The 25,134-nt window shown below is 72.0% G+C and carries 20 protein-coding genes; 8 read left to right on the top strand and 12 right to left on the bottom strand.

Features of this window, described 5'->3' with window-relative positions:
* Positions 1-2: 2 nt before the first annotated feature.
* The 4 genes from OHA99_RS24225 to OHA99_RS24210 all read right to left on the bottom strand — a co-directional run bounded on the left by OHA99_RS24225 (position 3) and on the right by OHA99_RS24210 (position 7,307).
* Positions 3-1,589: a von Willebrand factor type A domain-containing protein gene (locus OHA99_RS24225; protein ID WP_366471820.1), complete on the bottom strand. Its 1,587-nt coding sequence runs from the start codon at positions 1,587-1,589 to the stop codon at positions 3-5.
* Positions 1,590-1,738: 149 nt separating this feature from the next.
* Complete coding sequence (locus tag OHA99_RS24220) at positions 1,739-2,638, bottom strand: ABC transporter permease (RefSeq protein ID WP_164140624.1); 900 nt, start codon at positions 2,636-2,638, stop codon at positions 1,739-1,741.
* A complete protein-coding gene (locus OHA99_RS24215; RefSeq protein ID WP_405697778.1) occupies positions 2,635-5,286 on the bottom strand; it encodes a CocE/NonD family hydrolase in 2,652 nt (883 codons plus the stop codon). Before OHA99_RS24215 ends, OHA99_RS24220 begins: the two co-directional genes overlap by 4 nt.
* 599 nt (positions 5,287-5,885) lie before the next feature.
* Positions 5,886-7,307, bottom strand: coding sequence for an APC family permease (locus OHA99_RS24210; protein ID WP_405697776.1), 1,422 nt, complete (start codon positions 7,305-7,307; stop codon positions 5,886-5,888).
* A gap of 343 nt (positions 7,308-7,650) precedes the next feature.
* On the opposite strand from OHA99_RS24210, the gene OHA99_RS24205 reads away from it, so the two are divergent.
* Complete coding sequence (locus OHA99_RS24205) at positions 7,651-8,508, top strand: hypothetical protein (RefSeq protein ID WP_366471818.1); 858 nt, start codon at positions 7,651-7,653, stop codon at positions 8,506-8,508.
* Between the two features lie 86 nt (positions 8,509-8,594).
* Here the strand turns inward: OHA99_RS24205 and mmsA are convergent, their stop codons facing one another.
* Entirely contained in the window at positions 8,595-10,097 is a 1,503-nt protein-coding gene (gene mmsA, locus OHA99_RS24200) for a CoA-acylating methylmalonate-semialdehyde dehydrogenase (RefSeq protein ID WP_405697773.1), read from the bottom strand.
* Positions 10,098-10,888: 791 nt separating this feature from the next.
* Here mmsA and OHA99_RS24195 point away from each other — a divergent pair.
* Positions 10,889-11,080 carry an AlpA family transcriptional regulator gene (locus OHA99_RS24195; RefSeq protein WP_007388553.1) on the top strand — a complete coding sequence of 64 codons (192 nt, stop codon included), beginning with the start codon at positions 10,889-10,891 and terminating at the stop codon, positions 11,078-11,080.
* A gap of 66 nt (positions 11,081-11,146) precedes the next feature.
* Positions 11,147-11,770: a GNAT family N-acetyltransferase gene (locus tag OHA99_RS24190; RefSeq protein WP_405697771.1), complete on the top strand. Its 624-nt coding sequence runs from the start codon at positions 11,147-11,149 to the stop codon at positions 11,768-11,770.
* Between the two features lie 95 nt (positions 11,771-11,865).
* On the opposite strand, the gene OHA99_RS24185 is transcribed toward OHA99_RS24190, so the two are convergent.
* Positions 11,866-12,903, bottom strand: coding sequence for a zinc-dependent alcohol dehydrogenase family protein (locus OHA99_RS24185; RefSeq protein WP_366471815.1), 1,038 nt, complete (start codon positions 12,901-12,903; stop codon positions 11,866-11,868).
* A gap of 194 nt (positions 12,904-13,097) precedes the next feature.
* Between OHA99_RS24185 and OHA99_RS24180 the strand changes: the two genes are divergently transcribed.
* Positions 13,098-13,340 (top strand): heavy-metal-associated domain-containing protein, encoded by a 243-nt coding sequence (locus tag OHA99_RS24180; protein ID WP_366471814.1) that lies wholly within the window; start codon positions 13,098-13,100, stop codon positions 13,338-13,340.
* Positions 13,341-13,375: 35 nt separating this feature from the next.
* Positions 13,376-15,742, top strand: a complete 2,367-nt coding sequence (locus OHA99_RS24175) for a heavy metal translocating P-type ATPase (RefSeq protein ID WP_405697768.1) — start codon at positions 13,376-13,378, stop codon at positions 15,740-15,742.
* 64 nt (positions 15,743-15,806) lie between these two features.
* On the opposite strand, the gene OHA99_RS24170 is transcribed toward OHA99_RS24175, so the two are convergent.
* Both OHA99_RS24170 and OHA99_RS24165 read right to left on the bottom strand, forming a co-directional pair.
* Positions 15,807-16,406 carry a DUF1772 domain-containing protein gene (locus OHA99_RS24170; protein WP_153179780.1) on the bottom strand — a complete coding sequence of 200 codons (600 nt, stop codon included), beginning with the start codon at positions 16,404-16,406 and terminating at the stop codon, positions 15,807-15,809.
* Positions 16,403-17,251: an SDR family oxidoreductase gene (locus tag OHA99_RS24165; protein ID WP_153179779.1), complete on the bottom strand. Its 849-nt coding sequence runs from the start codon at positions 17,249-17,251 to the stop codon at positions 16,403-16,405. The genes OHA99_RS24170 and OHA99_RS24165 overlap by 4 nt, the downstream gene beginning before the upstream one ends.
* 138 nt (positions 17,252-17,389) lie before the next feature.
* Between OHA99_RS24165 and OHA99_RS24160 the strand changes: the two genes are divergently transcribed.
* The gene (locus tag OHA99_RS24160) at positions 17,390-18,382 is read left to right on the top strand and encodes a LysR substrate-binding domain-containing protein (RefSeq protein WP_228126212.1); all 993 of its coding nucleotides are present in this window, start codon (positions 17,390-17,392) and stop codon (positions 18,380-18,382) included.
* Positions 18,383-18,433: 51 nt separating this feature from the next.
* Positions 18,434-18,916, top strand: a complete 483-nt coding sequence (locus tag OHA99_RS24155) for a hypothetical protein (RefSeq protein ID WP_153179778.1) — start codon at positions 18,434-18,436, stop codon at positions 18,914-18,916.
* Positions 18,917-19,570: 654 nt separating this feature from the next.
* Here OHA99_RS24155 and OHA99_RS24150 read toward each other — a convergent pair.
* A complete protein-coding gene (locus tag OHA99_RS24150) occupies positions 19,571-20,860 on the bottom strand; it encodes a citrate synthase (protein ID WP_042822308.1) in 1,290 nt (429 codons plus the stop codon).
* Positions 20,861-21,098: 238 nt separating this feature from the next.
* Positions 21,099-23,360 (bottom strand): ATP-dependent RecD-like DNA helicase, encoded by a 2,262-nt coding sequence (locus tag OHA99_RS24145; RefSeq protein ID WP_381502279.1) that lies wholly within the window; start codon positions 23,358-23,360, stop codon positions 21,099-21,101.
* Between the two features lie 96 nt (positions 23,361-23,456).
* Here OHA99_RS24145 and OHA99_RS24140 point away from each other — a divergent pair, with 96 nt between their 5' ends.
* A complete protein-coding gene (locus OHA99_RS24140; protein ID WP_381502281.1) occupies positions 23,457-24,008 on the top strand; it encodes a hypothetical protein in 552 nt (183 codons plus the stop codon).
* On the opposite strand, the gene OHA99_RS24135 is transcribed toward OHA99_RS24140, so the two are convergent.
* Positions 23,965-24,171, bottom strand: coding sequence for a DUF397 domain-containing protein (locus tag OHA99_RS24135; protein WP_405697764.1), 207 nt, complete (start codon positions 24,169-24,171; stop codon positions 23,965-23,967). The two genes, OHA99_RS24140 and OHA99_RS24135, sit on opposite strands and share 44 nt — an antisense overlap.
* A complete protein-coding gene (locus tag OHA99_RS24130; RefSeq protein ID WP_405697762.1) occupies positions 24,168-25,007 on the bottom strand; it encodes a helix-turn-helix transcriptional regulator in 840 nt (279 codons plus the stop codon). Before OHA99_RS24130 ends, OHA99_RS24135 begins: the two co-directional genes overlap by 4 nt.
* Between the last annotated feature and the right edge of the window lie 127 nt (positions 25,008-25,134).

The following is a 25,134-nucleotide window of genomic DNA, read 5'->3' as shown; positions in this document are numbered from 1 at the left end:
GGTCAGGCCAGCCGGTCCGCCTCTTCGATCGCCTCGGCCAGCTCGCGCAGGTCCTCGTCCCCGGTGCGGCCGGCCAGGCCGTCGGCCCGCTCGGACAGTTCGGACAGGTCCGGCGCGCCCGGCAGGGAACTCCGGTCGCCGTCCGCGGACCGGAGGGCGTCGGCGAAGTACGCGGCGGTCGCCGTGACCCGCAGCCCGCGCTCCGCGTCCCAGACCGACTCGCCGAGGGCGTCGGTCTCCACGGCGCCGGACTCCTCGTGCGGGTCCCGGCTGTCGGGGTCCAGCCAGCGGACGGTGGCCGTGGCGAGGTGGCCGTCGGCGCCGGGCCTGGTGCGGACGGCGTACAGGGCGGTGACCGTGTGGCCGGGGCCGACCTCGCCGCCGTCGACGCGGTCGTCGCGGAAGTCCTCGTCGGCGACCTGGCGGTTGTCGTAGCCGACGAGGCGGAACTCGGCGACGGTCTCGGGGTCGAAGGCGACCTGGGCCTTGGCGTCGCGCGCGGTCAGCTCGATGTGGCGCGGGAGTTGCTCGCAGAACACCTCGTGGGCGTCCTCGGTGGTGGAGACGTACGCGGTGTGGCCGTCGCCCTTGTCGGCGAGGCGTTCCATCAGGGCGTCGCCGTAGTCGCTGCCGACGCCGACGCCGAAGAGGGTGATGCCGTGCTCGCGGCGCTCGGTGGCGACGCGTTCGAGGATGGTGTCCGCGTCGGTGTCGCCGGTGTTGGCGAGTGCGTCGGAGACGAGGACGACGCGGTTGGTGACGCCCTCGCGGCGGCCCTCCACGGCGGTCCCGTAGCCGGCCTCGACGCCCGCGCCGAGGTTGGTGGACTCGGCCGGCTCCAGACCGTCGATCGCGTCGTGGACGCGGCCGCGGTGGTCGCCGAGCCGGGTCATGGGCAGGACGGTCTCGGCCTCGTCGCTGAAGGTGACGAGCGCGACGGAGTCGTCGTCGCGCAGCCGGTCGGTCATGGTCCCCAGCGCCTTCCGGGCGAGGTCGAGGCGGCCGGGCTCGGCCATGGAGCCGGAGACGTCGATGACGAAGGTCAGTGCGGCCGGCGGGCGTTCGTCCCGCCCCTCGGCGGAGCGGGTGGCCAGGCCGACGCGGACCAGCGACCAGTCCTCGTCGTCGGTGCGGGCGCCGTCCACGGTCACCGAGAAGCCGTCGCCGTCGGGGCGCTCGTAGTCCTGGCGGAAGCTGTTGACGAACTCCTCGGGGCGGACCGTGGCCGGGTCGGGCAGCCGGCCCTCGGACAGGGTGCGGCGGGCGTAGCCGTAGGAGGCGGTGTCCACGTCGAGGGCGAAGGTGGAGAGGTGGTCGGGGTCCGGCGCGATCTCGCGGGAGTCGCCGTTCTTCTCCCCCTCGCCGGTGCTGGTGCCGCCGTCGTAGCGCTGTTCGCCGCGCGGGCGGTCGGGTGGGGGCATCGGGGCCGAGCCGCGGCGCCGCGAGTCGGCCGTGGTGTCCTTCGCCCCGCCGGACGCGTCGTCGTCTCCTCCGCAGCCGGTGAGCAGCAGCCCGCCCGCCAGGGTCAGCGCGAGCAGCGCGGTCGCGCCGCGCCGCCCCCGCTTCCCGTGTGTCCCGTACCGGTTCATCGTCAATTCCCCCTGTGCTTCGTCGGCGCCGGTGTACGTGACTGTGACGGGGCGGCGGGGCGAAACGTGCGGCACGGGGCGTTACGGCTGTGTCTCGAAGCGGGCACGGGGGCGTCCCGCCGAGACCGGCGGGTGATCCCTCCGCTGTCCTAGGAGACGACGTCCTTCCTGGCGAAACCCCGGAAGGCCAGGGCGAACAGCACCAGCGCGTACGTGACCGAGACCGCCGTGCCCTGGATCATGCCGGACCACTCCGGGTTCGGCTGGACGGCGTCCGCCCAGGCGAACTGCCAGTGCGCGGGCAGGAAGTCGCGCCAGTGGCCGAGCGCCGTCACGGCGTCCAGGACATTGCCGACGATGGTGAGACCGACGGCGCCGCCGACCGCGCCCAGCGGGGCGTCGGTCCGGGTGGAGAGCCAGAAGGCGAGCCCGGCGGTGACCAGTTGGGAGACGAAGATGTACGCCACGACCACCACCAGGCGCTGCGCGGCCGTGCCCGGGGCGAGCGAGCCGCCCGTGGGGATGGCCAGCGGTCCCCAGCCGTAGGCGACGGTGCCCACGGCCAGCGCCACCAGGGGCAGCAGCACCATCGCGGCCAGGCTCAGCCCGAGCCCGACGGCCAGCTTGGAGGCGAGCAGCCGGGCGCGCGGCACCGGCGCGGCGAGCAGGTAGCGCAGGGAGGACCAGCTCGCCTCGGAGGCCACGGTGTCCCCGCAGAACAGGGCGACGGGGACGACCAGCAGGAAGCCCGCCGAGACGAAGAGGTTGACGGCCGCGAAGTTGGCGCCGGAGGCGGTGGCGGTGTCCATGAGGGTGATGCGGTCGCCGGGGCCCTCGGGCTCGCCGCCGATCGCGAAGGCGACGACGAGCACGAACGGCAGCACGGCGAGGATCGCGCCCATGACCAGGGTGCGGCGCCGCTTGAGCTGGCGCACCAGCTCCACCCGCAGGGGGAGGGTGCGGCCCGCCCGGTAGCCGTACGCGGACTCGGACGCCGACGCCGGGCCGGGCGCGGGCCCGGTCGTGGCCGGCTTGGTGGGCGTGCTCATGCGGAACCTCCGATCAGGGTGAGGAAGGCGTCCTCCAGGCGGCGGTGCGGGCCGACCGACGCCACGGGCACCTCGAGCCGGACCAGTTCGGCGACCAGGCCGGGTGCGGTGCCGCCGGGGTCGAGGCGGACCAGGAGCCCGTCGTCGGTGTGCACGACCGAGGCCACGCCCGGCAGGGCGGCGACCTTGTCCACGAGCGGTTCGTCCACGGGCAGGCCGGTGCCGACCAGGAGGGTGTCGCCGGAACCGACGATCTCGGCGACCGGGCCCGCCTGGACCAGCCGGCCCCGGTCCATGACCACGAGGTGGGTGCAGGACTGCTCGACCTCGGCAAGGAGGTGGCTGGAGACGATGACGGTGCGCCCGGCGGCGGCGTAGCGGATCATCACCTCGCGCATCTCGCGGATCTGGGGCGGGTCCAGGCCGTTGGTCGGCTCGTCGAGGATGAGGAGGTCGGGCAGGCCGAGCATGGCCTGGGCGATGGCGAGGCGCTGGCGCATGCCCTGGGAGTAGGTGCGTACCGCGCGGGCGAGCGCGTCGCCGAGGCCGGCGATCTCCAGGGCCTCGTCGAGGTGGGCGTCCTCGGGCGGGCGGCCGGTCGCCCGCCAGTACAGCTCCAGGTTCTCCCGGCCGGACAGGTGCGGCAGGAAGCCGGCGCCCTCGACGAATGCGCCGACCCGGGACAGGACCGGGGCGCCGGGGCGGATGGCGTGGCCGAAGACCCGGATCTCGCCGTCGTCCGGCTTGATCAGGCCCATCAGCATCCGCAGGGTGGTGGTCTTGCCCGCGCCGTTGGGCCCGAGCAGGCCGAGGACCTGGCCCTTCTCCACGCGGAAGGACAGCTCCCGCACCGCGTACCGCTCGGTGGACCCGGCGTAGCGCTTGCTCAGGCCGGTGATCTGCAGGGGTACGTCGGCGAGCGCCGGGTCGGGCGCGGGCGCGGCGGTGCGGCGGCGGCCGGTCCACAGCAGGGCCAGGGCGACGGCGGCACCGGCCAGGGGCAGCCACCACACCCAGGCGGGGAGTGGTGCGGCGGCGGTCGTGACGCCGGGGGCGGTCGGCACCTTCAGGTCGCCCTCGAGGGAGACGGTGTACGTCGCCGGGGCGGCCGGGGAGGCGTAGCCGAGGTCGGTGGAGGCGAGGACCAGGCGGAGCCGGTGGCCCTTCTGCACCTCGTGGTCGATCGCCGGGAGGGTGACCGTGACGTCCTTGCCCGCCTTGGCGTCCTCGACGCGGACGGGGGTTACCAGCTGCGACGGGAGCACGGGCGAGGTGCCGCCGGGGCCGACGTCGTACACCTTGGCGAAGAGGACGGCGTCCTCGGTGGTGGAGCGGACGTGGACGGTGGCCGTCGGGGAACCGGTGATCCGCAGGTCGTCGCCGACCGGGGCGGACTCGAACGCGGCGTACTGGCCCGGGAAGTCCAGGGAGATCCCGACGCCGAGCGAGGAGAGCTGGGAGAGCCCGCCGGCGCCGCCGATGCCGGGCAGTGCGGAGACGGCGGGCGGGTTGGCGCCGGCCGGATTGTCGACGCTCTGCTCGCGGCCGCGCAGGGGCACGGAGCGCTGCCCGTTGGCCAGGCCCGGGTAGTGGTCGGCGCTCGCGCCGCGCAACTGGGCCTGCCCGTCGGTGGAGTCGACGCCTCCGGTGCGGGTGACGCGGAAGGCGGGGCCGGTGTCGGCGCCCTTGTCGTCCTTGAGGTAGCGGTCGAACCAGCCGTCGATGCGTGCCTGGACGCGGTCGGTCTCCATGTCACCGCCGTCGTGGCCGCCCGCGATCCAGTCGACGTCCACGGGGGCGCCGTTGGCCCGGATCGCCTTCGCCGCGGCGTCGGCCTGGCCGAGCGGGAAGAGGGAGTCGGTCTGCCCCTGCATGAGCAGGGTGGGCACCTTGATCCGCTCGCCCACCGCCTGCGGGCTGCGCGCCTCGAGGAGCTTCACCGCCTCGGCGTCGGGCGTACCGGACTCGGCGACCCGCTGGTACATGCGGCACAGGTCCGCCTCGAACCGGTCGCAGCCGCCGCCCGAGTTGACGAAGATGCCCGCCCACAGCTTCTTGAAGACGCCGTTCGGGAACAGCGCGTCCGCCAGGTTCCAGTAGGTGATCGCCGGGGCGACGGCGTCCACGCGGGCGTCGTGCCCGGCGGCGAGCAGCGCGACAGCGCCGCCGTAGGAGCCGCCCGCGATGCCGACGCGGGGATCGCCGTCCTTGTCCAGCTCGACCTGGGGCTGCTCCGCGAGCCAGTCGAGCAGGCGGGAGACGTCGGCGACCTCGCCGTCCGGCGCGTTCAGCCCGATCTTCCCCGTGGACTTCCCGAAGCCGCGCGCCGACCAGGTCAGGACCGCGTACCCGTCCCGGGCGAGGTCCTCGGCCTGCTCCCGTACGTCGTCCTTGCTGCCGCCGAAGCCGTGCGCGAGCAGGACGGCCGGGCGGCGGCCGCCGGAGCCCGCCGTGAAGTACGAGGTGTCCAGGCGCACTCCGTCGCCCACCGCCACGGCCCGGTCGGCGCGCCGCACCGGTGCCGGGTCGTCACCGGCGACGGCCGTCCACGTCCCGGCGCCGGCGAGCACGACGACGGCGGCCGCGGCGGAGAGCATCCGCCGCGGCCCCCGTAGCAGCCCTCGCACGCGGGGCAGTCGAAGATCCATGCGTCAACGGTACGGGCCGCCGCCGACAACGGGGGCCGCCCCGGGGCTGAACCGGCGCCCCTCCCACGGAAGTACGCGACCGGCGGCGCGTACCACGGGCGCGGTAGTCCGGGCGGAGCCCGGCAGAACGGTCGGGACCCGGCGCGCCGGTCAGGCTCCGGCGGACCGGTCAGGCTCCGGCGGGCCGCCGGGCTTCTCTCCCTGCGCGGGGGGCGTCCCAGAAACGGCGGATGCCACGGCCCGGGGGCTGCCTCGGCCCGGTGAGCCGTCCCGGCCGATGGGCTGCCCCGGGCCGGTGGCCCTCCAGAAACGGGCGGACGCCACTGATCCGGCGGGCTGTCCCGGCTCAGTGCGCCGTCCCGGCGCGGGGGGCTTCTCAGAACCGGCGGACGCCACGGCCCGGGGGCTGCCCGGCACGGTGAGCCGTCCCGGCCGATGGGCTCCCCCCCCGGCCCGATGGGCCCTCCCAGAACCGGCGCGGATGCCACGATCCGGGGGGCTGTCCCAAGCCCGGTGGGCGTCCGGGCCCGAGCCCGGTGGGCGTCCGGACCCGATGGGTCCTCCCAGCCGGATGGGACGCCCCGGGCCCCCGCCCGGTGTTACGGACCGGCGGGCTCTCGTACGTCCTGTGGGACGGTTACCAGCCAGCGTGTGGCGCGGCGTGGGCGCAGGTACAGGGCCCAGTACAGGGTGGCGACGGCCGCGATGCCGCCGGTCCACAGGAGGTGGCTCGGCTCCTGCTGGGTCAGGACGTAGGCGAGGACCGCGATCAGCAGGACCGGCATCGCCGGCCACAGGGGCATGCGCCACGCGCGCGCGTGCCGGTGGGCGCCGCGCCGGGCCCCGAGGGCGGCGCCGGCCACGAGCAGGTACATCGCGGTGACGGAGACGCCGGTGACGCCGTACAGGGTGTCCAGGTCGACGAAGCACAGCGCGGCGCCGGGGACGCCGACGGCGAGGGTGGCGACCCACGGGGAGCCGAACCGGCCGAGCCTGGCGAAGAGTCCGTTGACCGGGGCGGGCCAGGCCTTGTCGCGGGCGGAGGCGAACAGGACGCGCGAGTTCTGGATGACCATGACGATGCCGGCGTTGACGATGGCGAGGGCCACGCAGAGGCTGACGAAGGTGCCGACGGCGGAGTTGGACCAGGCGGTGACCATGGCGCCGATGTCGCCGCCGGTCAGCTCGGCCAGGTCGGAGGCGCCGAGGGTGAGGGCGACGACCGGGACCAGGATGATCACGGCGGAGATGGCGAGGGTGGCCAGGACCGTACGGGCCACGTTGCGGCGCGGGTTCTCCAGTTCCTCGGAGAGGTAGACGGCGGTGGAGAAGCCCTGCGTGACGAAGAGGGCGATGGCGAGCCCGGAGACGACCAGCATCGCCGTCACGGGGTCCGTGCCGCCTTGGGCTCCGCCCACCTCCATCGACAGGAGGCTGCCGGGGCCGCGCTCGGCGTGGGCGAAGCCCAGCACCGCGACGACGGCCGCGGCGATGACCTCGAGGACCAGGAAGACGCCGGTGATCCAGGCGTTGGCCCTCAGGTCGAGCAGGCCCGCGAGGGTGGCGAGCAGCATGACCCCGGCCCCGGCCAGGGACGGGTCGAGGTGCAGGACCGGTTCGAGGTAGTCGGCCGTGCCCATGGCGATCACCGGCGGCACGATCATGACGACCAGCAGGGACAGCACGAAGACCAGCCAGCCCGCCGCCCGTCCGGCCAGCGTCGAGACCATGGCGTACTCGCCGCCCGCACTCGGGACGAGGGTGCCCAACTCCGAGTAGCAGAACGCCACGGCGACGCAGAGCAGCGACCCGATGGCGATGGTGAGCGCGGTGGCGGTGCCGAGCGTGCCGAAGAGGTCGGGGACGACCACGAACAGGGTGGAGGCGGGGGTCACGCACGAGAGCGTCAGGAGGGTGCCGCCGACGACCCCGATGGAACGCTTCAGCGTCCGGGACTCCGGAGGGGCCGGGGCGTCCGGGGGCGCGGCGGCGGTCTCGACGGGGCGGAGCGTGTCGGTCATGGAGCGGTTCCGGTCGACTCGTGCGGCGTGGTTCGCGAGGGAGCGCTATCGCCTCCGGCGGCTGGGTCGTACGTCGTTCTGGTTCGCTCCCGACGCCACATGGAATCGCGACGAAAACCGCTGCGTCAATGGGTGTTTACCTACGGAAACCGTTGATCGCTACCGTCCGTACATCCGGAAACGGCAACATGCCCCTTGACCCGACGGGCCTTTGGGCCGTGCGGGAACCGTAGGGGGCCGGGCGAAAAAGCGTGCCGTCGTCCGGTATCCGGACGCTGTCGGTGGGGGCCGGTACAGTCTTTCGCACAGCTGAACCACAGGAACAAGGCAACGGGTGGGGACCATGAAGCTGAAGTACACCGCGGCCTGGGTGGGGCTCACGGCGGCCGCGATGGTGGCGGCGACCGCGTGCGGTTCGGACGGCGCGAAGACGGCGGCGGACACGGCCGACAAGGCCGTGGACAGGGCGAGCACGGTCATGGCGGCCCTCACCCGGGCCACCGACCGGACCGAGGAGCTGGGCTCCGCCGAGGTCAGGACGACGACCATGCTGGAGGCGACCGGCGGCGAGCCGATCTCCATGGACGGCACGTACTCCTGGGGCGACGGCGCGGCCATGGACGTCCAGATGGACACCGCCGCCGCCCAGATGAGTGCCCTCCAGGACGACCCGACGACGCGGCTCATCATGGTCGACGGCGCCTACTACTACGACATCGATCCCCAGTCGACCGGCCCGTTGGCGGACAAGGAATGGATGCGTGTCGACGTCGCCGCAGTGACCGGCGAGGCGGGCGCCGACAACATCGCGGCCAACGCGGATCCGACGGCGGGGCTGCGCTACTTGACCGCTTCCTCGGAGGTGGAGGACCTCGGCGAGGAGACCGTCCTCGGCAAGGAGACCACCCACTACCGAGGCAGCGTCGGTGCGGAGCACATCGAGAAGTCCAAGCTCACCGAGGCCGAGAAGAAGGCCGCCGTCACCGCCCTGGAGGCGAACGGCGGGAAGATGACCTGCGACATCTGGGTCGACGGCAAGGACCTGCCGGTGCGGATGTCGCAGACCGGTGCCGGGATGACCGTGAAGATGGACTTCGTGAAGTTCGGGACCACCAAGGAGATCACGGCTCCGCCCGCCGCCGAGACCGGCGACCTCAGCGAGCAGGTCAGGGAGCAGCGGGACGCGGCGATCGGCCAGTGACCCGCCGGTGACGCGCCGGCGCCCCCGGCCCGCCGTGTCGCTCGGCGGGCCGGGGGCGTCTGCACGGCCCTGGTGGTTGCGCCGCCTCAGTGGTTGCGCGGGAAGCCCAGGTCCACGCCCGCCGGGGCGTCGGCCGGGTCCGGCCAGCGGGTGGTGACGACCTTGCCGCGGGTGTAGAAGTGCGTGCCGTCGTTGCCGTAGATGTGGTGGTCGCCGAAGAGCGAGTCCTTCCAGCCGCCGAAGGAGTGATAGCCGACGGGGACCGGGATGGGCACGTTGACGCCGACCATGCCGGCCTCGATCTCCAGCTGGAAGCGGCGAGCCGCGCCGCCGTCCCGGGTGAAGATCGCGGTGCCGTTGCCGAACGGCGAGGCGTTGATGAGGGCCACGCCCTCCTCGTAGGTCTCGGCGCGCAGCACGCACAGCACCGGGCCGAAGATCTCGTCCTGGTACGCCTTGGCGGTGGTCGGCACCCGGTCGAGCAGCGAGAGGCCGATCCAGTGGCCGTCCTCGTGGCCGTCGACGGTGTACCCGGTGCCGTCCAGGACGACCTCGCAGCCCTCGGCCGCCGCGCCCTCGACGTAGGAGGCGACCTTGTCGCGGTGCGCCTTGGTGATGAGCGGGCCCATCTCGGAGGACGGGTCGGTGCCGGGGCCGATCTTGATCTTCTCGGCGCGTTCGCGGATCTTCTCCACCAGCTCGTCACCGACGGCGCCGACCGCGACGACCGCGGAGATCGCCATGCAGCGCTCGCCGGCCGAGCCGTAGGCCGCGCTGACCGCCGCGTCGGCCGCCGCGTCGAGGTCGGCGTCGGGCAGCACCAGCATGTGGTTCTTGGCGCCGCCGAGCGCCTGCACGCGCTTGCCGTTGGCGGAGGCGGTGGTGTGGATGTAGCGGGCGATCGGGGTGGAGCCGACGAAGGAGACCGCCTGGACGTCCGGGTGCTCCAGGAGGCGGTCCACGGCCACCTTGTCACCGTGCACGACGTTGAAGACGCCGTCCGGCAGACCGGCCTCGGAGAGCAGTTCGGCGACCTTCACGGCGGCCGAGGGGTCCTTCTCGCTCGGCTTGAGCACGAAGGTGTTGCCGCAGGCGATGGCGATCGGGAACATCCACAGCGGCACCATCGCCGGGAAGTTGAACGGCGTGATGCCCGCGACGACGCCGAGCGGCTGCCGGATCGAGGACACGTCGACGCGGGTGGCGACCTGCGTCGACAGCTCGCCCTTGAGCTGCACGTTGATGCCGCAGGCCAGGTCGACGATCTCCAGGCCCCGCGCGACCTCGCCGAGCGCGTCGGAGTGCACCTTGCCGTGCTCGGCGGTGATCAGCTCGGCGATCTCGTCGCGGTGCGCGTCCAGCAGGGCGCGGAACCGGAAGAGGATCGAGGTCCGCTGGGCCAGCGAGGACTGACCCCAGGTCAGGTACGCCTCCTTGGCGGCGGCGACCGCGGCGTCCACCTCGCCGACGGAGGCGAAGGCGACCTTGGTGGTGACCTCGCCGGTCGCCGGGTTCGTCACCGGCCCGTACGTGCCCGAGGCGCCTTCGGCGGTCTTGCCGCCGATCCAGTGGTTGACGATGTTCGTCATGACCGAGAACTCCTTCACAGATGGCGGCGACGGGTCGAGACGTGCCGTTGGTGCAGCTCACGCTGCTCGTACTGCTCGTGCTGCGCACGGGCCGGGACCGGTGACGGTGCTCGGGTCGCGGTCTCGGCCGTGACTCCATCCCAGCAGCCGGGCGCCGCGGGCGCGCCCGACACTGTGTCTGCGGTTTGGGTGTCCGCGTAGACACGTGGGGCAGTGTGGGCGCTCCGGGTACCCGGAGCGCTCCGTGCCACCGCGCGACGCGGGGACCTCCGGCGCGGAGCCGGTGCGAGCGGGGAGTTGGCGCTCGTGCCTCGCTCCTGCCAGGGCGAGACCGCCTTCCCGCGCCGGAGGCGTTCGGTGGGGGAACCGGCGACCGGGCCGTGTGCCATCGGGTCGTGCGCCATCGCGTTCCCTTCTTGCCCGCGCCCTTGCGTCACCCCGGTTTCTAGCCCCGTGCGTGCGGCCTGTCAATGTTTTGTCCGGACATTCGGACGACGTGTCCCGGGTGACGGTCGAGGGACGGGAAACGGAACGCCTCCGGCCGCCCCAGTCAACGCGCCGCGCCTGAACGACGGCGTACGCCTGTGTGGCGCTCGTGTCACAAATGCGCCCTCCGGGTCACACATGTCACGCGCACGCGGGTCTTCCGTCACACCCCGGAACGGCCCCTGACCGTCCCTCACCCGGCGTCGTTCACCCGGAACAGGCTTGGTGATCGCCGGCGCAGCGCCCGGCTCCCCCCGGCGGCCGTCCCCGGTCGCCGCCGCGGCGCGCGCAGGGAGGTGCAACGAGTGACCGACCGAAGGCTCTGGTCCTACAAGGACATCGCGGCCCACATCAACGTCCAGCCGGACACCGTGCGGTCGTACCGCAAGCACGGGCTGCTGCCCCCGCCCGACCACGTGGAGGGAGGAAAGCCGTACTGGTACGCGGACACGGTCCGGGCCTGGGTGGCGTCCCGCCCGCGGAACCGGAACAGATAGACGGACAGCGGGCGGTGCCGGAAAACCGTTCGGTGCCCCATGCCGGCGTGGGGCACAGTTCGGTCCATGGACTTCTCCGTCAAACCCGTGCTGACCGGTGACAGGACCGTGCTGCGGCCCTTCACCGGGGCGGACGCCGAGCGCATGTGGGACCTCGTCAACGACCCCGAGGTCGCGCACTTCACCGGCTCCCCGCCCGAGGAGCTCACTCCTCGGGTGCTGCGCGACTGGTACGGCTCGCGCAGTGCGCAGCCCGACCGCCTGGACCTCGCCGTCACCGATCCCGCCGACGGCGAGGTCCTCGGCGAGGTCGTGCTCCACGCGTGGGTGCCCGAGGACCGCACCTGCACCTTCCGCACCCTGATCGGCGCGCGGGGTCGCGGCCGGGGCATCGGCACCGAGGCGACCCGGCTGATCGTCGGCCACGCCTTCGAGGCACTGGGCCTGCACCGCGTCCAGCTGGACGCCTACGCCCACAACCACCGGGCGCTGCGGGTCTACGAGAAGGTCGGGTTCGTGCGCGAGGGCGTGCGGCGCGAGGTGGAGCAGCGGGACGGGGTGTGGGTGGACGAGGTGCTGATGGCCGTCCTCGACCACGAGTGGGCCGTCCACCGCGGGCACCCCGACACCCCGCGACGACGTGACGCCTCCCAGCCCGGGCCGCCGGGGGCGGCCGTCACGGCGCCATGACGTCGCCGTGTGACAGCGCTGCGACGCCACGGCTCACGGCCGTCACCACTGGATGGGCCGTCACCACTGGATGGACCGTCACCACTGGATGACCGTCACGGCTCGATGACCGTCACCCCGGCGCCGGGTGCCGTCCTCATCGCCGCGAGGGCCGCCGGGACCGCCTCGAGGCCGATGGTGGACGTCACCAGCAGGTCGGGCCGCAGCACTCCGCCGCGGACCAGTTCCAGCATCGGCGGGTAGGTGTGCGCGGCCATCCCGTGGCTGCCCAGCAGTTCCAGCTCCAGGGCGACGGCGCGGGCCATCGGCACCGGTGTGGTGCCGTCCGCCGAGGGCAGCAGCCCGACCTGGACGTGCCGGCCCCGGCGGCGCAGCCCGGTCACGGACGCGGCGCAGGTGGCGGGCGAACCGAGGGCGTCGAGCGAGAGGTGGGCGCCGCCGCCGGTGAGGTCGCGGACGGCCGCCGCCGTGTCCGGCGTCCGGGAGGCGTCCACGGTCCCGGCCGCGCCGAAGCTGCGCGCCAGCTCCAGCGCACGGGCCGACACGTCCACGGCGACCACGCGCGCGCCCGACGCCGCCGCGATCATCACCGCGGACAGGCCGACGCCCCCGCAGCCGTGCACCGCGACCCACTCCCCCGCCGCGAGGCGCCCCTGCTGCACCACGGCGCGGAACGCGGTGGCGAACCGGCAGCCGAGCGAGGCGGCCGTGGCGTACGACATGCCCTCGGGCACGGCGACGAGGTTGACGTCGGCGTGGTCGAGCGCCACGTACTCGGCGAAGGAGCCCCAGTGGGTGAAGCCCGGCTGGGTCTGGCGCTCGCACACCTGCTGGTCCCCCGCCGCGCACGCCGCGCAGCTCCCGCAGGCGCAGACGAAGGGCACGGTCACCCGGTCGCCGGGCCGCCACCCGGCCACCCGGTCGCCGACCGCCTCGACGACACCGGCGAGTTCGTGACCGGGGACGTGCGGCAGCGCGATGTCCGGGTCGTGGCCCTGCCATCCGTGCCAGTCGCTGCGGCACAGTCCGGTGGCCTCGACGCGCACCACGACGCCGTGCGGCGCGGGCGCGGGGTCGGCGACCTCCCGCACCTCGGCCGGCTCCCCGAAGCGCTCGAACACGACCGCGCGCATCCGTCCCCTCACTTTCGTACTGTCGTGCCTGTCATCTCTGTCATGTCTGTCGGGGTGGCGTTCGCGCCTCCCGTCCCTCATCTCACGACAGGCCCATCCGAAGTCATACCCCCTAGGGGTACAGTGGATGCGAGTGGTCCGGCCAGGACCCCACGGGTACCCGCCCGTACACGCCCCCGACGAGGAGTAACGACATGAGCGCCCAGACCGACACCACCCAGGGCTCCGTCACCGCCGTCTACAAGGTGAGCGGAATGAGCTGCGGCCACTGCGAGGGCGCCGTCTCCGGCGAGATCTCCGAGATCGCGGGCGTCGGCTCCGTGCAGGCCGTCGCCGCCACCGGCGAGGTCACCGTCGTCTCCGAGGCCCCCCTCGACGACGCGGCCGTACGCGCCGCCGTGGACGAGGCGGGCTTCGAGCTCGTCGGCCGGGTCTGAGCACCGGCACGCACCCCCGTCCTGGAGTCCCGACCATGACCAGCACCACCGAGGACACCCGCACCGCCGCGACGGCACCCGGCACCGATTCCGGCACCGATTCCGGCACCGGCACCGGCACCGGCACCGGCACCGATCCGGGCCTCGCCGAGACCGAGCTGCTGATCGGCGGAATGACCTGCGCCTCCTGCGCGGCCCGCGTCGAGAAGAAGCTCAACCGCATGGACGGTGTCACCGCCACGGTGAACTACGCGACGGAGAAGGCCCGCGTCAGCCACCCCGCCACCACCGGGGTCGCCGACCTGATCGCCACCGTCGTGAAGACCGGGTACACCGCCGAGGAGCCGGCCGCGCCCCCGGAGCCCGCCGACGCGGCCGGGACCGGGGAGAGCGGCGCCGGGGACGGTGACGACGACCCGGAGCTGTCGGCCCTGCGTCAACGCCTGCTGGTCTCGGTCCTCCTCGCCGCCCCCGTCGTCCTGCTGGCGATGGTCCCGGCGCTCCAGTTCGACAACTGGCAGTGGCTCTCGCTCACCCTGGCCGCACCCGTCGTGGTCTGGGGCGGGCTGCCCTTCCACCGCGCCGCCTGGACGGGCGTGCGGCACGGCGCGGCCACGATGGACACGCTGGTCTCGCTCGGCACGCTGGCCGCGTTCGGCTGGTCCCTGTGGGCGCTGTTCTTCGGGGACGCGGGCATGCCGGGCATGCGGCACGGCTTCGACCTCACCGTCTCCCGCACCGACGGCGCCTCCGCGATCTACCTGGAGGCCGCCGCCGGCGTCACCGCCTTCCTCCTCCTCGGCCGCTGGCTGGAGGTCCGCTCCAAGCGCCGCGCCGGTGCCGCGCTGCGGGCGCTGATGGAGCTGGGCGCGAAGGACGTCGCCGTCCTCCGGGACGGGCGCGAGGTGCGGATACCGGTGGCCCGGCTCGCGGTGGGCGACCGGTTCGTCGTACGCCCCGGCGAGAAGATCGCCACCGACGGCACGGTGTCCGAGGGCACCTCGGCCGTGGACGCCTCCCTGCTGACCGGCGAGTCCGTGCCGGTGGACGTCACCGTGGGCGACGCCGTCACCGGCGCCACGGTGAACGCCGGGGGACGGCTGGTGGTCGAGGCGACCCGGATCGGCGCCGACACCCAGCTGGCGCGGATGGCGAAGCTGGTGGAGGACGCGCAGAGCGGCAAGGCCCAGGTGCAGCGCCTCGCCGACCGCATCTCGGGGATCTTCGTCCCCGTCGTCCTGCTGATCGCGTTCGCCACCTTCGGCGGCTGGCTCGGTGCCACCGGTGACACGGTCGCCGCGTTCACCGCGGCCGTCGCCGTCCTGATCATCGCCTGCCCGTGCGCGCTGGGCCTGGCCACCCCGACGGCACTGCTGGTCGGTACCGGTCGCGGCGCCCAGCTCGGCATCCTCATCAAGGGCCCGGAGGTACTGGAGTCCACGCGGCGCGTCGACACGGTCGTCCTGGACAAGACCGGCACCGTCACCACGGGCCGCATGACCCTGCACGAGGTGTACGCCGCCGAGGGCACCGACGAGGACGAGCTGCTGCGGCTCGCGGGCGCCGTCGAGCACGCCTCCGAGCACCCCGTGGCCCGCGCGATCGCGGCCGCCGCCGAGATGGGGGTCCCCCCGCTCGAGCGAAGCCGAGAGTGGGGGAGGCTCGGCACGCTGCCGGACGTCGAGGACTTCGAGAACGTCCCCGGTCGCGGCGTACGCGCCCGCGTGGAGGGCCGCGAGGTGGCCGTGGGGCGCCTGTACGACGTCCTCCCGCCCGAGGTGGCCGCCGCCGGGGACGAGGCCGAGCAGCGGGGCCGTACGGCCGTCGTCGTCGGCTGGGACGGCGAGGCGCGCGGGGTCCTCGCCGTGGCGGACGCGGTGAAGGAGACCAGCGCCGAGGCGGTGGCCGGGCTGCGCCGGCTGGGCCTGACCCCCGTCCTGCTGACCGGTGACAACCGCCGGGTGGCCGAGTCGGTCGCGGAAGCCGTCGGCATCGACGAGGTGATCGCCGAGGTGCTGCCCGAGGAGAAGGTCGCGGTCGTGGAACGGCTGCGCTCCGAGGGCCGTACGGTCGCCATGGTCGGCGACGGCGTCAACGACGCGGCCGCGCTCGCCACCGCCGATCTGGGTCTGGCGATGGGCACGGGGACCGACGCGGCGATCGAGGCGGGCGACCTGACGCTGGTGCGCGGGGACCTCAGGGTGGCGGCGGACGCGATCCGGCTGTCCCGGCGCACGCTGGCCACGATCAAGGGCAATCTCGTGTGGGCCTTCGGCTACAACGTGGCCGCGCTGCCGCTGGCCGCCGCCGGGCTGCTGAACCCGATGATCGCGGGGGCGGCGATGGCCTTCTCGTCGGTCTTCGTGGTCACCAACAGCCTCCGGCTGCGCACCTTCCGATAGCCCCGCACCGGTCTCTACGCACCGGTCCACGCACCGGCCGCCGACCGGGCCGCCGTACCTCTGTTCACGTGCTGCTCGCGCCGGTCGTGAAGGGCCGCTCGTGACCGTCGCTGTACGCGTACGCCGGCGACATGCCGGAGGTGGACGCTGCCGCCCGGTCGGTGCGGAACCGGTCCGCGCCGTACAGGACCAGGGCCCAGACCAGACAGGCGAAGGCCGCTGTGTGCAGCAGCGCGCGCACGATGTTCCAGGTGACCCAGGCCGCCTCGAACCGTTCACGGGCGGCGGCCAGGTCACCGATGGAGTCCGGGGCGCCGGCCCGCTCCAACTGGTCGTTGAGCGGAACGTTGGCCGCGACGGTCACCGCGAACGCGACCAGGTACAGCACCAGCGCGGCGACGAGCCAGGGCAGCGCCGGCCGCCCGTGGCCGCGCCGGGCGAGGAACACCGCCAGGGCGATCAGCGGAATCGTCCCCATGAACGGGAGCATGAACACGGGGTTGAGGATCGCCTTGTTGATGCCCTGCATCGTCGCCACGAACGTGTGGTCGGACGTACCGCGCAGCCCCGGCATCACGGCGTAGGCGAAGGCTGCGAAGAGCCCCGCCATCAGGCCGGAGGCGAGGACGCAGGCGAGCAGGGTACCGGTCTGCGTGGTCTTCACGAGGCGGCCTCGGGGGTCCAGACCCCGGTGGCCGCGGCCTCGACGACGTGGTCGGTGAAGTCGCGGGCCGGCCGGCCGAGGACCTGCCGGACGCCGTCTCCGAGATGGGCGTTACGGCCGTCGAGGACGCTCGTGAACAAATAGGTCAGCAGGTCGGTGACGGCGGCCGGGACACCGTGCGCGGCGAGTTCGGCCGCGTAGGCCTCCGCGGGGACGGTGACGTAGCCGATCTCGCGGCCGGTCGCCGCGCCGATCGCGGCCGTGGCCTGCGCGAAGGTGAGCAGCCGGGGCCCGGTCAGGTCGTAGGTGCGGCCGGTGTGCCCGCCTTCGGCCAGGACGGTGGCGGCGACCTCGGCGATGTCGTCGGCATCGACGAACGGCTCCTCGACGTCCGCGACCGGCAGCGCGAGTTCCCCGTCGAGGACCGGACCGAGGAAGTCGCCCTCGCTGAAGTTCTGGGCGAAGAACGAGGCACGCAGGACCGTCCATTCCGCACCCGAGGCCGCCAGCGCCTTCTCGCATGCCTCGGCCTCCGGCTCGCCGCGCCCGGAGAGCAGCACCAGACGGCGTGCTCCGGTCCGTACCGCGAGCTCGGCGAAGGCGCCGATCGCCTCGGGGGCGCCGGGCACGGCGAGGTCCGGCTGGTAGGAGACGTAGACGGCGTCCACGCCGGTCAGGGCGGGCTGCCAGGTCGTGGAGTCGTTCCAGTCGAAGGGGATTCCGCCGGACCGTGAGCCGATCCGGACCATGTGGCCGCGACCGGTCAGCCGGCGCACGACACGGCGCCCGGTCTTTCCGGTTCCGCCCAGGACCAGGGTGAGTGCGGGGGACGTCGTGGACGTCATGGTGATCGCCTCGGCTTTCGTGGATGGGGCTTCTTGACCGCGTTCCTGCGATGTGCTCACAGCCTCGGCCATCCGGGGATCGCCATCAATTGGCAATCGTGCAAGGATCGTTGACCTGTGGGTTGACGGTAGGGGGGCGTGGTGGAGCGGCGTGAGATCGAGATCTTTCTGACGGTCGGCGAGGAACTCCACTTCGGGCGCAGTGCCGAGCGGCTGCACGTCTCGGTGGCCATGGTCAGCAAGTCGGTCCAGAAGCTGGAACGGTCGGTCGGCGCGGCCCTCTTCGAGCGGACCAGCCGACGGGTGGCCTTCACCGCGATCGGTCGGCGTCTCTTCGAGGACCTGAAACCGGCGCACCAGGCGGTCCTGGACGCCTTCGCGCGCGCGGTGGCCTCGGGCCGGGGCGTGGACGGCGTGTTGCGGGTCGGGTTCCTGGGGACGGCCACCGCGGAGTTCGTGGTGCGCGCGGCGGAGCTGCTGCGGACCCGGCATCCGGGATGCGAGGTACGGCTGCACGAGAGCCGTTTCACGGACGGGACGGCACCACTGCGCGACGACGTGATCGACGTCCTGCTCATCGACAACTTCGCGGCTCCGGTATCGACGCTCGCACCCGAGCACAGCGCGGGCCCGGTGCTGTTCCGGGAGGCGCCGATGCTCGCCGTCTCGGCACGGCATCCGCTGGCGCGGCGGGAGGCGGTGGCAGTGGCGGAGCTCGCGCGGTACGAAGTACTGCGGCCGCGGACATCGTGGGGCGCTCCCGAGGGCGCGGAGCGGTTGTTCGGCGGAGGGCCGGCGGATTCGCCGTCGTCCCCCCTCGGCAGAGCGCCACAGGGACGGGCCGCCGGGCGGAGCACGGAATTCGGCAGTGTCCAAGAGATGTGGGCGCTGGTCGGCGCGGGCCACGGGGTCTTCCCCGTCCCGTCCCACGCGAGTGTGTACGACGCCCGCCCCGACGTGGCGTTCGTCCCGGTCAAGGGCGCCCCGTCATACGAGTGGCGTCTGATCTGGCTCTCCGCGGCGGGCAACAACCGCATCCGCGCCTTCTCCGAAGCGGCCTGCGACTACGCGGCGGCGCACCCGGATCCACTGACCGCGACCGCTCAGGCACCGCGGATCGTCCCAGCATAATGATCAGCGCTGATACTGCCGCACAAAGCGGTGCTGCAACGGGGAGTTGACATGCAGAACACGAACAGCGGGCCTGCCCTCATGGCCGTGGCGGTCGTGGGCCTGGTGGTGCGGCAGCAACTGCGTACCCGTCCTGTGCGGCGTACCGGCTCGCTGATCGCCCCCGTGGTCCTCGGTGTCCTCGGGGTGGCCGGCCTCGCCTTGGGTATCGCCTCGGCCGACGAGCACCACCCCCTGACCGCGCTGTCCGTCGTCCTCCTGGTGGCGAGCCTGGCCGTCGCGGCGTCGTTCGGCGCGGCCAGGGCCCGGACCGTGCAGATCTGGCGCGGGCCCCGGAGCGAGGTGCTGCGCAAGGGGACGGCGGCGACGACCGGACTGTGGTTCGCCTCGGTCGCCCTGCACATCTGGCTGGCGCTGTGGGTGGACCACACGGCCGGAGCCGGACTGCTGGGGCCCGCGTCGCTGTACGCGTACCTGGCGATCGGTCTGGGGACGCAGAACCTCCTGGTGCGCAGGCGGGCCGCTGCGCTGTGACCGGTGGGCGGACGAGCCGCGACGACTGGTCCGCATTTCACGCAGGTCGAGCGGCTGAGCCTCTGGAGTCCGGCACTCGCCTCACATAAGCTCTTCACAAGGCTCGCGCATCTTCCTTACGCTTGAGCCCCGGGTGACGTACGGGGTTCTTGCGCACCTAACGGACATATGCAAGAGACGCAGATCACAGTGATGCGAACGTAACCATCTAAGGGGTTCGAAGGTCTAAGTTGGCGATGTCAGGGAGCGTCTTGGGGGGCGTGACCTGGCGTCTGGGGACGTCTTGGGGGACTTTCCCAGAGCTGCGTTGCCGGGACACGTACACCGGGAAGCTTTGAGCGGCCCTCCCGGGCGTGCGCTGTCCCGGCAGACCGCACGACGAGCACGACCAGCACGACGAGCTCCACCAGCACCACCAGCACGACACAGCGAATTCAGGCGCTGTCCTCACAGACGCCCGGCCGGATCCCGTGGGGGGAATCCGCACCGGGGCATGGGAAGGCGCCCTGGATCGTCGGCCCGTGGGGGGACCGGCGCCAGGGCGCCTTCTGCTGTTCCCGCACCGTACGGTTCAGACGTACGGGCACGGAAAAGTCCCGTACCACTCGGGGCGGTACGGGACTCACCTGACGCGCTGCGGGGGTGCCTTGCGGCTCAGCGCTCCTCGACGGGGACGAAGTCGCGCTCGACGACGCCCGTGTAGATCTGGCGCGGGCGGCCGATGCGGGAACCCGGCTCCTTGATCATCTCGTGCCACTGGGCGATCCAGCCCGGCAGCCGGCCGAGGGCGAACAGGACCGTGAACATCTCGGTCGGGAAGCCCATGGCCCGGTAGATCAGGCCGGTGTAGAAGTCGACGTTCGGGTAGAGGCTGCGCGAGACGAAGTAGTCGTCGGAGAGCGCGTGCTCCTCCAGCTTGAGCGCGATGTCCAGCAGCTCGTCGGACTTGCCGAGCGCGGAGAGGACGTCGTGCGCGGCGGCCTTGATGATCTTGGCGCGCGGGTCGAAGTTCTTGTAGACCCGGTGGCCGAAGCCCATCAGGCGGACGCCGTCCTCCTTGTTCTTCACCTTGCGGATGAAGGAGTCGACGTCGCCGCCCGCGTCGCGGATGCCCTCGAGCATCTCCAGCACCGACTGGTTGGCGCCGCCGTGCAGCGGGCCCCAGAGGGCGTTGATGCCGGCGGAGATCGAGGCGAACATGTTCGCCTGCGAGGAGCCGACCAGGCGGACCGTGGAGGTCGAGCAGTTCTGCTCGTGGTCCGCGTGCAGGATCAGCAGCTTGTCGAGGGCCGCGACGACCGTCGGGTCCGGCACGTACTCCTGCGCCGGGACCGAGAAGGTCATGCGCAGGAAGTTCTCGACGTAGCCGAGGTCGTTGCGCGGGTAGACGAACGGGTGACCGATCGACTTCTTGTACGCGTACGCCGCGATCGTCGGAAGCTTCGCGAGCAGCCGGATCGTGGAGAGGTTGCGCTGGCGCTCGTCGAACGGGTTGTGGCTGTCCTGGTAGAACGTCGACAGCGCCGAGACCACCGACGACAGCATGGCCATCGGGTGGGCGTCGCGCGGGAAGCCCTTGTAGAAGTTCTTGACGTCCTCGTGCAGCAGGGTGTGCTGCGTGATCTCGTCCTTGAACGAGGACAGCTCGTCGACGGTCGGCAGCTCGCCGTTGATCAGCAGGTAGGCGACCTCGACGAAGGAGGAGCGCTCGGCCAGCTGCTCGATCGGGTAGCCGCGGTACCGCAGAATGCCGGCTTCGCCGTCCAGATAGGTAATGGCGGATTTGTAGGCGGCGGTGTTGCCGTAACCGCTGTCCAGCGTCACCAGACCGGTCTGGGCGCGGAGCTTCCCGATGTCGAAGCCCTTGTCGCCCACGGTGCTGTCGATCACCGGGTAGGTGTACTCGCCATCGCCGTACCGCAGTACTACAGAGTTGTCGCTCACGTCTTTCCCTCACCGACGTAGTGCCTCATCTTCGAGGTGCCCTGACTGTCTCTACCATCCCCCACTTGGCTCAGGAGAGTGCACTCGGGGTCGACCATCGGGCCTATTGGCGGCACTCAGTGCCGCCAACTTGCTCATCCTGCCCCCTCCGGGGCGCATCCGGAAGTGCTGTGTGACCTTTCCGACTCGTTTGATCGATCATTCTTTTCACACGGTCCGGGAGGTTTGCCGGAAGGTTTCAGGTCCGGGGCCCCGCCAGCCGGAAGTCGAGCGCCGTGCACCGCCGCCCGGCCGACACCGTCCGCACCGCCTGCCCGATCGCCTTGCGCGAGCCGACGAGCACGACCAGCTTCTTCGCCCGGGTGACCGCCGTGTACAGCAGGTTCCGCTGGAGCATCATCCAGGCCCCGGTCGTCACGGGGATGACCACCGCCGGATACTCACTCCCCTGGGACCGGTGGATGGTCACCGCATAGGCGTGGGCCAGCTCGTCCAGCTCGTCGAAGTCGTACGGCACCTCCTCGTCCTCGTCCGTCAGCACGGTGAGGCGCTGGTCGACCGGGTCGAGCGAGGTGACGACGCCGACGGTGCCGTTGAAGACGCCGTTCTCGCCCTTCTCGTAATTGTTGCGGATCTGGGTGACCTTGTCGCCGACCCGGAAGACCCGGCCGCCGAACCGCTTCTCCGGCAGGTCCGGGCGCCCCGGGGTGACGGCCTGCTGGAGCAGCCCGTTCAGTGTCCCGGCCCCCGCCGGCCCCCGGTGCATGGGCGCCAGCACCTGCACGTCCCGGCGCGGGTCGAGCCCGAACTTCGCGGGGATGCGCCGCGCGGCGACGTCGACGGTGAGCCGCCCCGCCTCCTCGGTGTCGTCCTCGACGAAGAGGAAGAAGTCCTTCATCCCGTCGGTGAGCGGATGCTGCCCGCCGTTGATCCGGTGCGCGTTGGTGACGACGCCGGACTGCTGGGCCTGCCGGAAGACGCGGGTGAGACGGACGGCGGGGACCGGGCTGCCGGGTGCCAGCAGGTCCCTCAGTACCTCCCCCGCCCCCACGCTGGGCAACTGGTCGACGTCCCCCACGAGGAGCAGGTGGGCTCCCGGGGGGACGGCTTTGGCGAGCTTGTTGGCGAGGAGGAGATCGAGCATCGACGCCTCGTCCACCACCACCAGGTCCGCGTCGAGCGGCCGCTCCCGGTCGTAGGCCGCGTCGCCGCCCGGCTTCAGCTCCAGCAGTCGGTGCACGGTGGACGCGTCGGCGCCGGTCAGCTCGGCGAGCCGCTTGGCCGCCCGCCCGGTCGGCGCGGCGAGCACCACCTTCGCCTTCTTCGCCCGCGCCAGCTCCACGATCGACCGCACGGTGAAGGACTTGCCGCAGCCGGGACCGCCGGTGAGGACGGCGACCTTCTCGCTCAGCGCGAGCTTGACGGCCTCCTCCTGCTCGGGCGCGAGATCGACGCCCGTACGCTGCCGCAGCCACCCGAGCGCCTTGTCCCAGGCCACGTCCTGGAAGCCGGGCATCCGGTCCTCGTCCGTGCGGAGCAGGCGCCGCAGCTGTCCGGCGAGGGCCTGCTCGGCACGGTGGAAGGGGACGAGGTAGACGGCGGTGACGGGCTCGCCGCCCTCGGGATGGGGCACCTTCTCCCGCACGACACCGGGGTCGCCGTCGGGATCCTCGGGCTCGGCGGCCAGCTCGCCCAGGCACTCGATGACGAGCCCGGTGTCCACCTGGAGCAGCTTCACCGCGTCGGCGATCAGCTTCTCCTCGGGGAGGTAACAGTGCCCCTGGTCGGTGGCCTGCGACAGCGCGTACTGCATCCCGGCCTTCACCCGCTCGGGGCTGTCGTGCGGAATCCCGACCGACTGGGCGATCTTGTCGGCGGTGAGGAAGCCGATGCCCCAGACGTCGGCGGCGAGCCGGTAGGGCTGGTTCTTCACGACGGAGATGGAGGCGTCCCCGTACTTCTTGTAGATCCGCACGGCGATGGAGGTGGACACCTCGACCGTCTGGAGGAAGAGCATGACCTCCTTGATCGCCTTCTGCTCCTCCCAGGCGTCGGCGATCTTCTTGGTCCGCTTGGGCCCGAGACCGGGCACCTCGATGAGCCGCTTGGGCTCCTCCTCGATGATCGTCAGCGTGTCAAGACCGAAGTGCTGCGTGATCCGGTCGGCGAAGATCGGCCCGATCCCCTTGACCAGCCCGGACCCGAGGTAACGCCGGATGCCCTGCACGGTGGCGGGGAGAAGCGTCGTGTAGTTCTCCACGTGGAACTGCTTGCCGTACTGGGCGTGCGACCCCCAGCGCCCCTCCATCCGCAGCGACTCCCCCACCTGCGCACCCAGCAGCGCGCCGACGACGGTCAGCAGGTCGCCGGCGCCTCTGCCGGTGTCGACGCGGGCGACGGTGTAGCCGTTCTCCTCGTTGGCGTACGTGACGCGCTCCAGGACGCCTTCGAGGGTGGCGAGCCGCCGCTCGCCGGGGGCCGCGGGGGGCTGGGTGGGCATGGGTCGACGGTACCGGTGGGGTGTGACAGAGGTGCCGGATCCGGCAGGATCATGCGAACGCGCGGTTCGACGCGGCCTGACCTGCGGAAGGGAACCATGGGGCTGACCTACGGCTACGACATCTACCTGCGCCCTCAAGACGTCGCGGGGGCGCTGGCCGCCGTGGCCGAACTGGCGCCCCCGTCCCTTGACGTGCCGCCGCTCGACGTCACGCTGCCCGACGGCGAGCGAATCGTCCTCCCCTTCACGTCAGGCTTCGGCAGCGAGCCGGTCGACTGCTCCGCGCGCGACACGCTCCGCCTGGACACGTCCCTCATGTTCCCCGTCGACGACGCGGTGCGCGCGTACGGGGAGGCGTCCGGTTTGCCGCCCGAGGAGAACGGAAGAGTGCAGATCGGGTACGTCTACCTGACGGTCCGGTTCGAGTCCTCCCTCGACCCCGCGTACACGTCCATGGAGTTCTGGGCGGCGACGTCGGGCATGAGCCGCCTGTTCGAGCGGTCGGTGAGCATCAGGAGCGCGTTCACCGACCTCGCCGCCGCCGTCGGTGGCGTGTGCTGCCAGTTCGACAGGGGGGACGGGGGCCCCGGGGAAGTGTGCTGGATCAGCAGGGAGGCGGACTTCCCTTCGGCTCCCTCATCGTCGTGAGGAAGCGGGTGAAGGCTGCGTGGGGGAAGGCGAGGGTGGCTCGGGCGGAGGCCTTGCTGTCGCGGACGGCTACGTGGGTGGACGAGCTCGCGACCTCCACGCAGTTGTTGCCGTCGCCCTCGCCGGAGTAGGACGACCTGCGCCAGTTGTCCATGGTGCTCACAGCTCCTTCGTCAGCCGGTGAATGAAGTCACGCGATCGCTCGGGGTTGAGCGAGACGTCCTCTACCTTACGAAAGCGCATTCGATAGGCACCGAGTTGGGCGTCGGAGTCGATGAGGAACGCACCATGGGGTGCGTCGCGCGCCACCGTGTCCAGCCTGCGTACAGCTCCACCGACGTACGTCATCGTGCTTGATGCCCTGGCGAACCCGTCCAGGTCGAACGGAATGACCCGCAAGGTGAGGCGCTCGGTCTCAGAAGCCTCCAGAAGACCGGCAAGTTGAGCCTGAGCGGCAGCGCGGTCACCCACTCTGATGCGGAGAGCCGACTCGTGAATCACGACCTCGTGAGGGAAGGCGGCCTTCTTCTGCCTCGTCAGCCGGTGGCGCACTCGTAGTTCCAGCTCCTCGTCGGTCAGTTCGGGAATCCTCGAGGAGAAGACGGCTCTGGCGTAGTCCTCCGTCTGCAACAGCCCCGGCACATACAGGATGGCCACGTCCTGCTGGAAGGTGGCGTGGTGATCCAGCTCTGCCAGATCAAGGAATGACGTAGGCAGCAGCTCCCGATACTCCTCCCACCAGCCCCTCGTGCGGTCGGTGGCCATACCGACCAAGGCATCGACGAGTTCTTCGTCTGTGCAGGCGTAGTGGGATGCGAGGCGCCGGAGCCGTTGCTCACTGACGCCCGACAGTCCTGCCTCGATCTGACTGATCTGGACGTTGCTGACCCCGAGCATGCTCGCGGCCTGCCGAGCAGTGAGGCCGGCCGCCTCACGAAGCTTGCGCAGCTCCACCGCCAAACGCAGTTGCCGCGCCGTTGGTTCACGCCTCGTGGGCAATGCCTGCTCCTCACCTCAACGCGTCTGACGACACGACTCGTTCGGGGTGAAGATTACGCGACCGACTTGCCTCGCCGAAACTTTCAGGTCTACCGTCGGTGACGCGACGCACACCGTGCGACACCGG

Origin of the sequence: Streptomyces coelicoflavus (assembly GCF_045041415.1) — a bacterium.
GTDB lineage: Bacteria > Actinomycetota > Actinomycetes > Streptomycetales > Streptomycetaceae > Streptomyces > Streptomyces coelicoflavus.
Note: the sequence above shows the minus strand (reverse complement) of the source record. Positions and strands in the feature narration are given on the sequence as shown.

What these genes read in the sequence shown, in the direction of transcription:
- OHA99_RS24145 (WP_381502279.1), bottom strand. Translation starts at nt 23,360, where the DNA reads ATGCCCACCCAGCCCCCCGCGGCCCCCGGCGAGCGGCGGCTCGCCACC.
- OHA99_RS24210 (WP_405697776.1), bottom strand. Translation starts at nt 7,307, where the DNA reads ATGACCGACACGCTCCGCCCCGTCGAGACCGCCGCCGCGCCCCCGGAC.
- OHA99_RS24215 (WP_405697778.1), bottom strand. Translation starts at nt 5,286, where the DNA reads ATGGATCTTCGACTGCCCCGCGTGCGAGGGCTGCTACGGGGGCCGCGG.
- OHA99_RS24205 (WP_366471818.1), top strand. Translation starts at nt 7,651, where the DNA reads ATGAAGCTGAAGTACACCGCGGCCTGGGTGGGGCTCACGGCGGCCGCG.
- OHA99_RS24175 (WP_405697768.1), top strand. Translation starts at nt 13,376, where the DNA reads ATGACCAGCACCACCGAGGACACCCGCACCGCCGCGACGGCACCCGGC.
- OHA99_RS24225 (WP_366471820.1), bottom strand. Translation starts at nt 1,589, where the DNA reads ATGAACCGGTACGGGACACACGGGAAGCGGGGGCGGCGCGGCGCGACC.
- OHA99_RS24140 (WP_381502281.1), top strand. Translation starts at nt 23,457, where the DNA reads ATGGGGCTGACCTACGGCTACGACATCTACCTGCGCCCTCAAGACGTC.
- OHA99_RS24165 (WP_153179779.1), bottom strand. Translation starts at nt 17,251, where the DNA reads ATGACGTCCACGACGTCCCCCGCACTCACCCTGGTCCTGGGCGGAACC.
- OHA99_RS24220 (WP_164140624.1), bottom strand. Translation starts at nt 2,638, where the DNA reads ATGAGCACGCCCACCAAGCCGGCCACGACCGGGCCCGCGCCCGGCCCG.
- OHA99_RS24180 (WP_366471814.1), top strand. Translation starts at nt 13,098, where the DNA reads ATGAGCGCCCAGACCGACACCACCCAGGGCTCCGTCACCGCCGTCTAC.
- OHA99_RS24155 (WP_153179778.1), top strand. Translation starts at nt 18,434, where the DNA reads ATGCAGAACACGAACAGCGGGCCTGCCCTCATGGCCGTGGCGGTCGTG.
- mmsA (WP_405697773.1), bottom strand. Translation starts at nt 10,097, where the DNA reads ATGACGAACATCGTCAACCACTGGATCGGCGGCAAGACCGCCGAAGGC.
- OHA99_RS24185 (WP_366471815.1), bottom strand. Translation starts at nt 12,903, where the DNA reads ATGCGCGCGGTCGTGTTCGAGCGCTTCGGGGAGCCGGCCGAGGTGCGG.
- OHA99_RS24190 (WP_405697771.1), top strand. Translation starts at nt 11,147, where the DNA reads ATGGACTTCTCCGTCAAACCCGTGCTGACCGGTGACAGGACCGTGCTG.